The organism is Paenibacillus sp. J2R1T-4 (assembly GCF_059692235.1).
In genome coordinates, this window is sequence record NZ_JCAUBA010000028.1 from 54015 (window position 1) to 67845 (window position 13831).

A 13831-nucleotide genomic window follows, 5' to 3' on the forward strand; every position below is an offset into this window, starting at 1 on the left:
CTTTATGTGTGCGCAGCGGCGCCCGGCCTCGCTCTAAAGCGGAAAATCCGCTTTGCAACCCGCAGCAGCGGCGCCTGGCTTGCTCTAAAGCGGAAAATCCGCTTTGCAGCCCGCAGCAGCGGCACCCGGCCTTGCTCTAAAGCGGAAAATCCGCTTTGCAACCCGCAGCAGCGGCGCCCGGCCTCGCTCTAAAGCGGGAAATCCGCTTTGCAGCCCGCAGCAGCGGCGCCCGGCCTTGCTCTAAAGCGGAAAATCCGCTTTGCAGCCCGCAGCAGCGGCACCCGGCCTTGCTCTAAAGCGGAAAATCCGCTTTAGAGCTCGCTGCACGCCGCTCAAAATGATATCGGCCCCCGATTGCCATTCCAGAACGATCCGTGATAAGCTTTTTTTAGCAAAGAATACATACATAAAGGAGATATCCGTATGAGTGAATTCAAGTATGTGTGCCGTAAGCTGCCCTTGCAAGGCAAACTGGCTTTACCGCTGACTCCTACTATGTGGGAAACCGCGACAGAAGTGGAGCTGCGTGAAGTGGTTACAGGGGACAAGCCCAAGTTGGCTACTGCTGTCCGGGCCGCGTGGAACAATTGGGGCGTCTATTATCGTTTTGTGTGTGAGGATGACAGTATTGTGAGCACTATGACACAGCGGGATGATCCTATTTATGATGAAGATGTAGTCGAGGTATTCATGTCAGTAGACGGGGATCTGTCCAGATACTTTGAATTTGAATTCAGTCCGGCCAGTGTGATGTTCGACGCAACCATTGTGAATGACCTGAATGATCCAACAGGGAATACTCTGAATGTCGACACCTCATGGGACAGCTCTGAGCTGACTTTGTGGGTGAATGTGGATTTGGCTAATCGGCGTGTAGAGTATGAAATTGCTATTCCAGCAGCTGATCTGTTGAATGGGAGGTCCATTGAAGCTGGAGATGAGTGGAGAACCAATTTGTATCGCATAGACCGCAATTCGAGCAACGATCCTGAGCTGGACGAATACAGCGCTTGGTCGCCAACGAGACGTTTACGGTTCCATATTCCGCAACGATTTGGAACATTTACGTTTGAATAGCCCGAAATTACGGTTTTGGTCACCATTTTCTAATTATTGGCGGTTGAATCCAAATGTATCCTATGATAGCCTAACAAATATGTAAAAACAAAAGAATGCCGAATCGGGTCGTGCCGAACGACTTGTACGGGGGACTATGAAAGAAGCACGAATGCTGGATTGAAGTCTGGTGCGATGTTTCTTTCCATGCGCTAACTGAATCATCTGATTTATGGATGGTTGGGGGATCGCAAGTGGGGTGAATGCTTGGTAAGCCCGCAAGGGGGAACCGGCTAGGGAAACTCTCTTCCCGAATCCGACAACTAACCTCGGAGGCAACAGGAGGGAAAAGATTTGAAGCGTTTTGTCAAAACGGTTTTTTGGTCATGTGCGATTGGAGGTATTGCAGCCGCGCTTTCTTTGACTGCACCGTCCGAAGCCAAAGCATATCCGGCGGAATACGGAGTTAAGGTTCAGGTGAATGATTCTATTGTCGCATTTCCAGAAGCACAGCCATTTATCGACACATCCGGCACTTTGCTTGTTCCAATTCGCAATATAGCGGAGAAGATGGGCTACAAAGTGGATTGGGCCATGAGTAATTCAAGCATTAGTCTGAAGCTCAGTGACGGTAACAAGGTGATTTCGATCAAGACAGGTTCAACAGAAGCAAATGTCAACGGAAAATCCATTAAGACGGATGTTCCTCCAGTGTTAGCCAATGGGATGACCTATGTTCCTCTCCGGTTTATCTCAGAAAGCTTCGGTTATATGTTACAGTGGGACGACGCTAATGGTGTAGCAATCATCTGTCAGGACGGACAATATCATGCACCAGCCTGGTATGTGCCGGCCAAGAAGACACTGGCCGATATGGTATCCGACACGTCGAAGTATTACATAGGGATTCGATACATGTGGGGCGGTACTACTACCAATGGCTTCGACTGCTCTGGATTTGTGAACTATGTATTCGATCAGTACGGAATAGATCTACCGCGTACATCGAAAAGCATGTATGACACTGCTGGCACACGAACCGTAGGTTTGGCACCTGGCGATCTTGTATTCTTCAACATAGGCAAAGGAACGACACATGTCGGCATTTATCTAGGGAATGATCAATTTATTTCTGCCACCTCTTCAAGTGGGATAAAGATTGATTCGATTTCTAGCAACTACTGGGGTTCCAAGTTTATTGGTGCTAACAGAGTCGTATAATCTAGCTTTAATTTAATAGGATTAGTAAACAAGCGGTGCGGACCTTCCTCAGGTTCGTGCCGTTTGTTTATCTTTAACCAATCTTTGTTGAAGTGAATCACTAGATGAGCCTAATTCCTGAAAGTATACAATTTGTTACACAGCTCAGCCAAGCCGCTAAGCTTGACACGATGCCTAATGATAAGCCATGTTACTATCGTCTATTTGGGTCATTTCATCAATCAGGCACTAAATAGCCAACCCGTCTATCCCTTATTTCCGCATTGCGAACCGATTTCCCTCAGAATCCATGCAAATAACCAGTAGTAAAACTTGTTATCCAAGAACAAACTGGTTTTTCCGCCCCAATAACCTATACCAGCACTGGCTAACTGATCTCCTCAGGACCTAATGGTACACTTTTTTACAATAACGCTGCCAGGATGCACGGTTTGGATGAATTTACTTGTGTTCTTGCAATTAAATACGCTGTAGTTTGCGAAGGCGAATGTCGGATTAAATGCCTGATTTTGGGATATGCTAACTTTGAACTATAGGAATGCATGATATCCTTAATAGAAAGAAGGGCTTGTCCATGAGTCATGTTCCAATGGTATTCATGTTTCCAGACAGCAAGGCGGCATCATTAGCCTATGATACCCTGACCGAGCTTGGTTACCATGCGCATCGCAACGAGCAGAAGGGTCAATCGGTCGTGCAGGTGTTCGTTGATCACAGCGAGCTCACGTCCGCACTTGAGATTACCCAAGCGTGTGGTGGGGAATTAACAGTTGAAGAGCAGGAAATGCAGGTAGAGCATGAGCATAACACACGGATGATTGAAGATGAGACTGCTAGAGGGAATGTGTACAATACAGCTTATGGCATGGATATGATTCCGATTCCTGCCCATCTTGTCAATGAGGATACCAGTACAGATTACTCGGGTTCCGCATCGGAAGCTGTATCATTCAGTAATGAGGGGGCCTCTTCCGGGACTGCCAAGGATTTTGATCCCTCAGGGGATGATTATGACGGTTTCGATGCAGGAATTCATATGTAATCGAAAGCTAGTCAATACGTATCAATCAGGAAGCATCTTGGAGCATTCAACCAGGATGCTTCTTGTTTTTGCGAATTCTTATCCTTTTTCCATTGACAGCACTTACATACGTCTTTAGAATACAGGTAGATCTAATAAAATACAGGTATTATACAACAATGAACTTAATTAGATTGGCCAAGAAAGGGGAGTCAAACAGGATGATTATTGACAGTCATCTTCATGTGTTTTTTTCTAGAACGCAGCCTTGGAAACCGCTTGTAGATCAAACCCTGCACCATATGCAAATGACTGGCGTCGACAAGACTTGTTTAATGCCCCATCCGCAATTCGCAGGTAATATATATCCGAATCAGGCAGATATGATTTTTCAAGCCGAGACATTAGTCGAGATTACGAACGCCTATCCTGATATTTTCTTGCCATTATTATTCATTAATCCATCTTTGCCGCCTGCATTCACGCTGGAGCTGATGGAGAAATATATAAGGAATGGGCCTATAATCGGGGCGAAATTCCATATCTCTATGATCGCGGACGATGAGCGGTATGAGCCGATCTATGATTTCCTGGAAAAGCACGATATTCCGCTATTGTTCCATAGTTGGTATAAAACGACGCAGCGCACCACTTTCGAATCTACTCCGGCCGATATTGCCAAAATGGCGAAAAAGCATCCCTCCCTGCGAATATTAATGGCTCATCTGACTGGGGCGAAAATTCGAGGAATTCAAGATATTAAAGCTTACCCCAACGTGCTGTTGGATACATCAGGATCGCAGCCGGAGGAAGGTTACTTACAGAGAGCGATTGAAGAATTGGGAGCAGACCGGGTCTTGTTTGGTTCGGACTATCCTATTCGAGCTTTTTCTACTCAGCTTGGCCGTATTGAATCTGTCTCCTTATCCGACGAAGACCGTGCGAAGGTTTTGTATAAAAATGCAATGAAGTTTTTCCGTAAGGGAGGAGACAAATGATGGCGAAGCCAATTAACAAATTGATTGATGTGGCGGCATGGACTGGAAATTGGCCTTTTTTGAAGTTGCGATATACGGAGCTGCCTGCTTTGAAGACCAAGCTGCAGTCATTGCATGTCGAGCAGGCATTCGTTGCACCAATCGAAGCGATTCTGGAGCAGGATCCGATCCGAGCCAACAAAGAGCTGCTTGAAGCTACTCGTCATGACGAATTTTTCTCACCTGTGCTTGTTGTGGATTTGTCCTATGCGAACTGGCAGGAAAATGTGGATTTAGCGGTAAAAGATGGCCGGGTCCGGATCTTGAAGCTGCTGCCCAATTACCATATGTATGAAGTGAACGAGGCGAATCTGGAGCCGTTGGTCAAGCTGACTATGCAGCACAAGCTGATTATCAGCATTCAGATGCGGGTCGAGGACATTCGCGGTCAATATCCGCTCATGAGGGTGGAGGATTTGGACGTGGTCCGCGTTGTGAAGACCGTCTCGTTCTTCCCTGAGCAACCCTTCATCCTGAGCAATCCGGCTACAGCAGAACTGGCACAGGTGCTTAACTCGGTTGATAATCTGTACGTGGAGCTTGCAAGTGTGGAGAATCCGGATGTATTGATGATGCTGAAGAATACGTATGGGCTCGATCAAGTCTTGTTCGGATCGCATACACCTTTCTTCATCCCGGAAGCGATTATAGCTAAGTTGAAATACACAGATGTTTCACAAGCGGACGTCGAACAAGTTGCATTCCGAAATGCAGAGAAATTGCTTGCTTGGTGTAACGAGTAGACGAGGTAAGGATAGAGAATACGGCTGCTCCATTAGGTCTAACAAAAGACCTGGGGGACAGCCCTTTTTGCTAGGAAAACCCCTTTACTCCAAATTTGATTTTCCGTTCACCACACGAGATCGTTTTGAGCTATATTAGAGTTATTGCACTCCCAAATTACGAAACGGAGGATTTCCCATTGAAACCGATCTTGCAAAAATTGTACTCCAAATATCCGGAGCTGGAGCAAGCGTGTGCCTCGGAGATCGACCAAGCGTTTGAAATAATGAAGCACTCATACAGTGACGGTAATAAAACGTTGATTTGCGGTAATGGAGGAAGCGCCGCAGACTGTGAGCATATCGTCGGAGAATTGATGAAAGGTTTCCTGCTGCGCAGACCCGTACCTGCGGAGTTCCGAGCTAAGCTCGAGGGCATAGACTCCGCCACTAGTGATTACATCGCCAGTAATCTGCAGGGGGCTTTGCCTGCGATCTCGCTAGTCAGCCATACTGCGTTAGCCACCGCATTCGCGAATGATATGGCGCCTGACCTTGTGTTCGCCCAACAGGTGTACGGGTATGGTAAACCTGGTGACGTGCTGATTGGGCTCAGTACTTCAGGCAACTCCGCGAACGTGCTGCATGCTCTTAAGGTGGCTAAAGCAATCGGTGTAAAAACTATTGGATTGACGGGCTTCTCTGGCGGACAAATGAAAGCGATCTGTGATGCCACGATCTGCGTTCCCTATGAACATACCCCTGATATTCAAGAGAGGCACCTGCCGATTTATCACGCGCTCTGCATATTGCTTGAGGAGGAGTTTTTTGCGTCATGACTTTACTAGGCGGAGTGGATATTGGAGGCACCAAATGCGCCGTGACTTTAGGGAACGCAAGTGAAGAGAACGTGGACATTATCGGCAAAATCATGTTTCCCACGCCCCCTTCACCTGAAGCCACTATGAACTTAATAATAGAGTCGATGGATAGGTTGCTTGCTGAACAAGGCAGTGAGCCTCTACAGGCAATCGGCATCAGCTGCGGCGGCCCTTTGGATAGCCGTGCCGGACTTGTGTTATCGCCACCCAATCTGCCGGGCTGGGATAGGATCGACGTCGTGACTCCGCTTAAGGACCGCTATGGTGTTTCTGTAGGCTTGCAGAACGACGCTAATGCTTGTGCCTTGGCAGAATGGAGATGGGGCGCTGGCCGGGGCTGCCGGAACATGGTATTTCTCACATTCGGAACCGGCATGGGTGCCGGACTTATTATCGAAGGCCGTCTTTATTCAGGGACTAATGATATGGCTGGAGAGGTCGGGCATTTGCGCATGGAAGACCATGGTCCAGTCGGCTACAACAAAACGGGCTCGTTCGAAGGATTTTGCAGCGGCGGAGGGATCGCCCAATTGGCTCGCTGGAAGGCTGAGGAAGCGTTGGCTGGAGGCCAGGAAAGTGCTCCCTCGTTCTGTCCTACATATGCGGACCTTGACTTGATTACTGCGAAGAAGGTTGGAGAAGCTGCGCAGCAAGGCGATCGGGCTGCGCTTGATATTTTTCACATCGTGGGAACCAAGCTTGGACGGGGTCTAGCTCTTCTAGTGGACATCCTGAATCCTGAGCGAATCGTAATCGGCAGCATATACGGCAGACAGCAGTCTATACTTGAACCAATCGTAATGGAAGAACTGGCAAGAGAAGCGCTTCCCTACAGCATGAAAGTATGTGAAATTGTTCCAGCAGGGTTGGGGGAGAACGTAGGCGACCTGGCAAGCTTATCGGTAGCTTCCACTCTTGTAGATTACTCCTCTGTTTGACCCATCTTGTAGTGCGTCATCTTCGATAAGCTGCTGCGCGAATTGCCGAGCGCCTTCGGAGAGGAATGCTCGCTAGGATTGTTCTGGAAGTAGGCCTTCGATAGTTGGTATATATTATCTTCCATGCGCTGCATGGACTCCATCATGATCGAGATCGCGATAAACAATATACCGTTAAGAACTACGACGATACAGAATGCAATACTCCAACTTCCGTACATATTTCCAAGTATAAGTCCTAGAATAATTCCACCTATGATCTGGATTATGCCGGTTATTCTCATAAAGTCTGCCATGCTCTTCACATCCTTCTTCAGGAATATTTACCACCCTGCTAGTATATCGAATTTCCACCTGAAATACGATACAGAGTGTGCTTGACAGAAGCGGATCAGATATGCGAGAATAATTCAAAATATTCAATCAATGAATGGGACAGTATTTGTTGGCAATCGTTCAAGCGAGCCGGGTTGGTGGAAGCCGGTACGTAAGCCAATGGGGAAGCGGGCCCGGGAGATGATGATCTGAACCTTTGCGGATATAGCTGCTGCAGGTAAGTGGGCGAGCTCTGATGCGAAGGTGTAGGATGATCCGGTGGACGGACCGTTATGCTGTTAAGGTGGTTAAGCATCATTCGCGAGTGATTATCGCTCGGTCAAATGATGATTAGCACGAAGAGTGGTACCGCGGGAATAAGCTCTCGTCTCTTTTATTAAGAGATGAGGGCTTTTTTGACGTTTTGTAAGGAATTGATATTTGATGGAGGGTACAACGATGACCAGGATCAGGATCGGGAAAAATTCATTGAAGCACGAACTGACGTCAATTCTGCAAGAGCAAGTACAGCATCTTTTACAGCAACATGGAGCGGCTTGGCCAGAGGGGCTGCAAGTATTGATCGAGCAGCCTGCGCATGTGGATCATGGTGATTATGCTTCTAATGTGGCTATGCTGCTCGCTCGAATATTGCGAAGACCGCCCATGCAGATTGCTGCTGATATCGTGAACGGGCTGCAGAAGCAAGGGATGTTAGACGGCCTTGTGAAGAAGGTGGAGGCAGCACCGCCGGGATTCGTGAATTGGCATTTGGATTGGAGGGTTTGGGCCGAGCGGTCTCTTGGAAAGGCGAATGACCATAAGACTGGAGAGACTGCAGAACATGAGAATGAGGAAGAGTTGGAGAAAGAACTTCATGCTGAACGGTCATCCGTGCAAAAGGTCGTCATCGAACATACATCTATCAATCCGAATAAAGCGGCCCACATTGGTCATCTCCGCAACTCCTGCATAGGCGATACGTTAGCGCGTCTCTACAAAAAGATAGGTTACAAAGTGGAGGTGCACAACTATATCGATGATCTAGGGAACCAGTTGGCAGATACAGTCGTAGGCTTGCTCCATACCGGCTCGCAAGCGAAGGTGGAGCGATTCGGAGATTTCTGCTGGGACACCTATGCTGCGGTCAACAGGGCTTATTCCGTGAATCCGGGGTTACTCGAGGAGCGGACACGGATTCTGCATGAGCTGGAAGCTGGCCACTCAAGTACGGCTTGGTTAGGTGAATTAGTAGCGGAGAAGATCGTTCGCGAGCATGTGGAGGAAATGCGGCTGTTCGGGATTCGTTATGACGTGCTTGTATGGGAGAGCCATCTTGTGCGTCAAGGGTTCTGGGAGGCTGCATTCGAGAGGCTTCGTGAAACGCCTTCCTTCGTCCAAGTGGAAGAAGGCAAGCAAGCTGGTTGCTGGGTTCTGAAGCAGATTGGCGGAGATGCAGGAAGTGACCAGCAGCAAGCATCCGATCAAGCTGCGCTTGTAGAAGGATCTGCCGAAGCTTCCGCCGAAGCTTCCGCCGAAGCTTCCGCCGAAGCTTCCGCTCAAGAGCATCAGGCCGACAAAGTATTGGTCAGGTCGAATGGAATTTTGACCTACACCGCCAAAGATATCGCCTACCATCTATGGAAGTTCGGCTTATTGGACAAAGAGTTCTCTTACAGCCTCTTTTCCAAAGAGCTTTGGACGACTGCTGCAGCGGGGAGAGGTTCTTCCAAACGGTTTGGGCGAGCTAACATCGTGCTGAACGTGATTGATTCGAGACAGGAATATCCTCAAGCGATGGTCAAACAAGCGTTGGAGGTGCTGGGCTTCCATGAACAGGCTAACCGGTTACAGCATGTAAGCTACGGGGTTGTGTCCCTAAGCCCTGCGACTGCAGAGGAGCTCGGACTTGATACATCGGCGGGCAAAGCCTCTTATGCGATGTCTGGAAGACAGGGCATCGGGATCAAAGTAGCCGATATGGTGCTGCTTATGGAACGTGTAATTGAAGAGAAACGTTCTCGTCGCACTGGGTTGTCCAGCAAGGCAATAGCCGCAGCTGCTATCCGTTATTATTTGCTGCGTTACAACCTGCAGACTGAGGTCGTGTTCGATCTGCACAAGGCAACCGAGATATCCGGCAACACAGGGGTGTATTTGCTGTATGCGTATGCGCGGGCTGCGAGCATTATTGCCAAGGCGGGGAAGGAGCTCGTGCCTCTGTCTGAGCCGCGGTTTGATTCAGCCCAGCAGCTCGAGCCAGCCGAATCCGCTCTACTGCGTAAGATGGCTGGCTGGCCGGATGTGCTTATAGCCGCGGCAGAGGAGCGGGCGCCTAATCTGCTTGCGAATTACGCTTATGAATTAGCTACCACTTTCAATACGTTCTATGCCGCATGCCCGATCCTGAAGGCGGACGAAGAGCGTCGAGGCTTCCGGATCGGGCTGACCTTGAAGTATCAAGAAACGCTGGGAGAAGCTTTGCAATTGCTCGGTTTGCCCACACCTTCTCGCATGTGATCTACAAGTGAACAAAGGACCTGACCGGAAGTTGGAATGACCGGTCAGGTCCTTGATGCGTCACCTCGACAAGACAAGCTTGATGTCCTGCGGAACATTGCCAAAGTGGTTGCCGAGTATATTCAGACCGCCGCGGTTGTGAGCATTCTCTTTCACACTGAATCGGACGGTAATAGGCTCCCCGGCGTCTAATTTCAAATGTTCGAGTGTAATGAATGAGGAAGGGATTCCATTCACAGAGCTTCCATGCTCATCGACACTCCATTCCGTTAAGTTGCCGTACTGGGTTCCTCCAACCCACCAGTTGGGAGTGAGTTGACCCTTTTTCTCCCCGAAGTCGCCTGGACTTGTCCATGTTCCTACATCCCACCCGTTGATCGATAAGGATATATCAGAAGGCCATTCCTCCTTGAACCCTAACGCTTCCGAGCACAGCTCTGCACTAATGGATAAGGCGCGCAGCCGGTCGGTGGACGTTACAGCATTCGGAAACTTGTACTCCAGATAACCATCTTCACTGAACCAGACCAGAAAAGCTTCCGAACGCTCGGGCATGTAGAAAGCCTGAGTATCATCGACATTGCCGATAAGCCCATCTTTGCCTACTAAACCGCATGGGGCTTTGATCTGGAAGTCGGTATACATCCCTACTGGCATCTGGACCGTGTGATAATGCGACATTTCGTGAGGCACCTTCGGCAAATCCAAAAGGAGTGACTCGCAGGAGCGTGTAATGATTTTACCTCGTCCTAATCGTTGTGCAGAATGTACGAGGCCAACGGACTCCAGGATCTGAACATTAATCGATATGGTTGGTTGGGCCACGCCTAACAGCTGTGTCAGCTCGGACACGCTCATCGGTCGCTCGCTCAACGTTTCCAGAATGCGCAGCCTCAAATCACTAGCCAATGCCTTCGCGACCTCGAGTATATCGGGTGTGGGAATTTTTTTATACTGTTCTTCTTCTGCCATGCGCCATGCCCCTTTTCCAATCCTACTCTATTCTGATAGTGTACCTCTTCAGACCTCGTATTGCAAAATAATTATATGTATAAAGAAATAGCAATATTAATATTTACAATTCGCTATATACATTGTAGAATCCGAATAAGAGAACTTATTTTTAGATTGATAATGGGAGTGTGAAGAGAATGACGCCAAGAGAGGAATACCCAAGACCGCAGTTTCAAAGAGATGCCTGGATGAACTTGAATGGAGAATGGGAGTTTGAATTTGACGATAGCGATAGGGGATTAGAGCAACAATGGTTTCAATCGAACACCGATTTCTCCAGAACCATTCAAGTGCCCTTTTGTTATCAAAGCGAGCTGAGCGGAATTCAAGATACGACCTTCCATGATGTAGTATGGTATCGCAAGCAAGTGGAATTAACGGATGCATTCAATGGCAAGCGAGCTCTCCTTCATATGGGAGCGGTTGATTATGAGGCAACGGTATGGGTGAACGGTCTTCTCGCGGCTGTGCATGAAGGGGGACATACTCCTTTTACGGCGGATATTACGGAACTGCTAAGCGGTGGTAAGAATGCTTCTATCGTTGTCCGAGCGAGAGATTACCAGACGGATGTTACAGTCCCTCGGGGGAAGCAATATTGGAAGGAACGCTCAGAATCGATCTTTTACACAGGAACGACGGGGATTTGGCAGACGGTTTGGTTGGAGCCGGTTGACTCTATTTATATGGAGAAAACGAAGCTCACCCCTGATATCGACACAGATGAAATCCATATTCGTTCTTTTATCCAGGGGAATATTAAGCAGGCCGGCGATGTGCGGTTGAAGATCAGGATCTCCTTCCAGGGCGAGCAGCTTGTTGAAGATATTGTTAAAGTGCATCATTCCGAAACCGTACGCAGCATGAAGCTGAATCCGTTTCAGGATAATCATAGGCAGGTGCGGTTATGGCGTCCGGAATCTCCGAGCCTGTATGATGCGGAGTTTACTATTAGTGTGAACGGGGTAGAGACGGATCGGGTCATAAGCTATTTTGGCATGCGTAAAATATCATTCGAGCACGGCAAGCTTTCCTTGAATAACAAACCTTATTATATGAAACTTGTATTGGATCAAGGGTATTTTCCTACTGGATTGTTAACGGCACCAACGGATGATGACCTCCGCAAGGATGTGGAACTGACCAAGGAGATGGGCTTCAACGGTGCCAGAAAGCATCAGAAAATCGAAGATCCGCGTTACTTGTACTGGTGTGATAAGTTAGGATTGCTTGTGTGGGGAGAGATGGCCAATTCACATGCGTATTCGGAGCTATACGTCTCCAGAATGGTTGCGGAGTGGCAAGAGGCAGTCGAGCGCGATTACAATCACCCGTGCCTTGTAGCATGGGTCCCGATTAATGAAAGCTGGGGCGTAAGCAACGTCTCCAATGACAAGGCTCAGCAGTATCATGCGCTTACGATGTATTACTTGACCAAATCAATAGACACAACTCGCCCGGTCATCTCCAATGACGGATGGGAGCATGTGAAGTCGGATATATGCTCGATTCATGATTACGAGAGCAAAGAGGATGTTCTGCGTGTGCGTTACAGCAACCTGGATCAAACACTTGCCTTCAGACCTGGGAAGAGACCCATCTATGTTCCCGGTTATTCCTATCAAGGCGAGCCTGTGCTAGTGACAGAGTTCGGCGGCATCTCTTTCCGTAAAAGTGACTGGGAGGGATGGGGATACTCGGCGGCTTCCAATGATCGTGATTACCTGGAGCGTTTGCAGGCTGTTGTTCGTCCCTTGCTGCAATCGCCGGTCGTGCAAGGGTTCTGTTACACGCAGCTTACTGATGTAGAGCAGGAAATTAATGGACTAGTCACTTATGATCGCCAACTAAAAGTGCCTTTGGAGTACATTCGGATGATTAATGAGGGAAAAGAATTATCGGACGAGGCCTGGGCTTCGTTGGATTCCAAAGAGAGTGAAGAGGGGAAATAGTCGAATAGCTGAATAGTCGAATAGTCGAATAGCAAAACAGCAAAACAACGGAACAGCGGAACGAAAGTCCGCTGTTCTGCTATGTGCGCCCAGCATGGGCGCTATCTCTAGGGTTCAAGTCCCGAATGGTGAAGGCAGTAGTAACCATAGCTTAAGACAAGGGTGTCGACCGTGAGGTCGAATCTGAAGGAAGTCAGCGGCAAATCTCTGGTCCGAGGAACACGAATCTCATATAAGGCTAACTTTCGTTGGATGAGACTGCATACCAAGTCAAAGTCCTTACTGCCAAAGGCGAAGGGGAGTAAATGAGGCGGATAGATGGAGAGGAAGATAGCGTTCTTACCTGGGGAGATCTGTACGGAACGCGGAACAAATTCCGTAACTCTGCTTGTGAAAGTGGACTGAGCGTACAGAAGTCAGCAGAAGCTATAGTACGCATCATGTTGCAACACGATGCGGAAGGGCTGAACATGAAATAGGTATTTGTACATCAAGGCGTTCAGGATAAGTGATGAAAGCAGAAAATCCGAAAGGACCTGACTGAAGAAGGAAGCGGTGAATTCCGTGTGGGTTTCGGCAGGGCAGAGCTTATCTCTGGCACAAGAGGAAAGTACAAATCACGTAAGGAGTTGTAGACATGTTGGAGCAATTGCTATCACGTGAAAATCTTCTAGAAGCATTAAAGCGTGTGGAAACAAACAAAGGGAGCCACGGAGTAGATGGCATGTCCGTAAAATCCTTACGGGAACACATCAAACAAAACTGGCAGGACATACGTGAAGCGATAGAAGAAGGAACCTATCAGCCTAGTCCCGTACGTCGGGTCGAAATCCCGAAACCGAACGGCGGAGGCGTCAGAATGTTAGGTATACCTTCCGTGACAGATCGAATGCTCCAGCAAGCAATCGCTCAGGTGTTGACACCATTGTATGATCCACAGTTTTCCGAGCACAGTTATGGCTTTCGCCCGAGGAGGCGGGGACATGACGCAGTACGGAAAGCTAGAGCATTTATGAAAGAAGGATATCGATTCGTAGTTGACTTGGACTTGGAGAAATTCTTTGACCGCGTAAACCATGACCGCCTAATGATGAAGATTGCCGAGAAAGTGGAGGACAAAAGAGTTCTTCTGCTAATTCGTAAATACCTTCAAT

The 13831-nt window shown here is 48.4% G+C and carries 13 protein-coding genes, 1 riboswitch and 1 other annotated feature; of the genes, 11 read left to right on the plus strand and 2 right to left on the minus strand.

The genetic code is table 11. The annotated features are described in order from the left end of the window. The first annotated feature begins 423 nt into the window (after window positions 1-423). From AC58QD_RS29900 to AC58QD_RS29930, 7 genes are all read left to right on the plus strand, one after another. Window positions 424-1077: a carbohydrate-binding family 9-like protein gene (locus AC58QD_RS29900; protein WP_497338703.1), complete on the plus strand. Its 654-nt coding sequence runs from the start codon at window positions 424-426 to the stop codon at window positions 1075-1077. Between the two features lie 183 nt (window positions 1078-1260). After that, a riboswitch (cyclic di-AMP (ydaO/yuaA leader) is annotated at window positions 1261-1410 on the plus strand. Continuing rightward, complete coding sequence (locus tag AC58QD_RS29905) at window positions 1411-2277, plus strand: C40 family peptidase (RefSeq protein ID WP_497338704.1); 867 nt, start codon at window positions 1411-1413, stop codon at window positions 2275-2277. 574 nt (window positions 2278-2851) lie between these two features. Continuing rightward, window positions 2852-3319 (plus strand): hypothetical protein, encoded by a 468-nt coding sequence (locus AC58QD_RS29910; RefSeq protein WP_497338705.1) that lies wholly within the window; start codon window positions 2852-2854, stop codon window positions 3317-3319. 200 nt (window positions 3320-3519) lie between these two features. Further along, on the plus strand, window positions 3520-4296 hold the full coding sequence (locus tag AC58QD_RS29915) for an amidohydrolase family protein (RefSeq protein WP_497338706.1): 777 nt from the start codon (window positions 3520-3522) through the stop codon (window positions 4294-4296). Continuing rightward, window positions 4293-5078, plus strand: coding sequence for an amidohydrolase family protein (locus AC58QD_RS29920; RefSeq protein ID WP_497338707.1), 786 nt, complete (start codon window positions 4293-4295; stop codon window positions 5076-5078). Before AC58QD_RS29915 ends, AC58QD_RS29920 begins: the two co-directional genes overlap by 4 nt. A gap of 179 nt (window positions 5079-5257) precedes the next feature. Next, complete coding sequence (locus tag AC58QD_RS29925; RefSeq protein ID WP_497338708.1) at window positions 5258-5896, plus strand: D-sedoheptulose-7-phosphate isomerase; 639 nt, start codon at window positions 5258-5260, stop codon at window positions 5894-5896. Further along, window positions 5893-6876 carry an ROK family protein gene (locus AC58QD_RS29930; RefSeq protein ID WP_497338709.1) on the plus strand — a complete coding sequence of 328 codons (984 nt, stop codon included), beginning with the start codon at window positions 5893-5895 and terminating at the stop codon, window positions 6874-6876. The genes AC58QD_RS29925 and AC58QD_RS29930 overlap by 4 nt, the downstream gene beginning before the upstream one ends. Here the strand turns inward: AC58QD_RS29930 and AC58QD_RS29935 are convergent. Further along, on the minus strand, window positions 6861-7172 hold the full coding sequence (locus AC58QD_RS29935) for a hypothetical protein (RefSeq protein ID WP_497338710.1): 312 nt from the start codon (window positions 7170-7172) through the stop codon (window positions 6861-6863). The genes AC58QD_RS29930 and AC58QD_RS29935 overlap by 16 nt on opposite strands. Window positions 7173-7293: 121 nt before the next feature. Then, window positions 7294-7587: a binding site (T-box leader), on the plus strand. A gap of 63 nt (window positions 7588-7650) precedes the next feature. On the opposite strand from AC58QD_RS29935, the gene AC58QD_RS29940 reads away from it, so the two are divergent. Further along, window positions 7651-9711 carry an arginine--tRNA ligase gene (locus AC58QD_RS29940; protein WP_497338711.1) on the plus strand — a complete coding sequence of 687 codons (2061 nt, stop codon included), beginning with the start codon at window positions 7651-7653 and terminating at the stop codon, window positions 9709-9711. A gap of 60 nt (window positions 9712-9771) precedes the next feature. Here AC58QD_RS29940 and AC58QD_RS29945 read toward each other — a convergent pair whose 3' ends face one another. Beyond that, window positions 9772-10683, minus strand: a complete 912-nt coding sequence (locus tag AC58QD_RS29945) for an ArsR/SmtB family transcription factor (RefSeq protein ID WP_497338712.1) — start codon at window positions 10681-10683, stop codon at window positions 9772-9774. A gap of 179 nt (window positions 10684-10862) precedes the next feature. Here AC58QD_RS29945 and AC58QD_RS29950 point away from each other — a divergent pair, with 179 nt between their 5' ends. The 3 genes from AC58QD_RS29950 to AC58QD_RS29960 form a co-directional block, all read left to right on the plus strand. Continuing rightward, window positions 10863-12677 carry a glycoside hydrolase family 2 protein gene (locus AC58QD_RS29950; RefSeq protein ID WP_497338713.1) on the plus strand — a complete coding sequence of 605 codons (1815 nt, stop codon included), beginning with the start codon at window positions 10863-10865 and terminating at the stop codon, window positions 12675-12677. A gap of 305 nt (window positions 12678-12982) precedes the next feature. Further along, entirely contained in the window at window positions 12983-13156 is a 174-nt protein-coding gene (locus tag AC58QD_RS29955) for a hypothetical protein (protein WP_497338714.1), read from the plus strand. A 158-nt stretch (window positions 13157-13314) separates the two neighbouring features. Then, a partial coding sequence (locus AC58QD_RS29960) for a reverse transcriptase domain-containing protein (RefSeq protein ID WP_497338715.1) occupies window positions 13315-13831 on the plus strand: 517 nt, incomplete at its 3' end.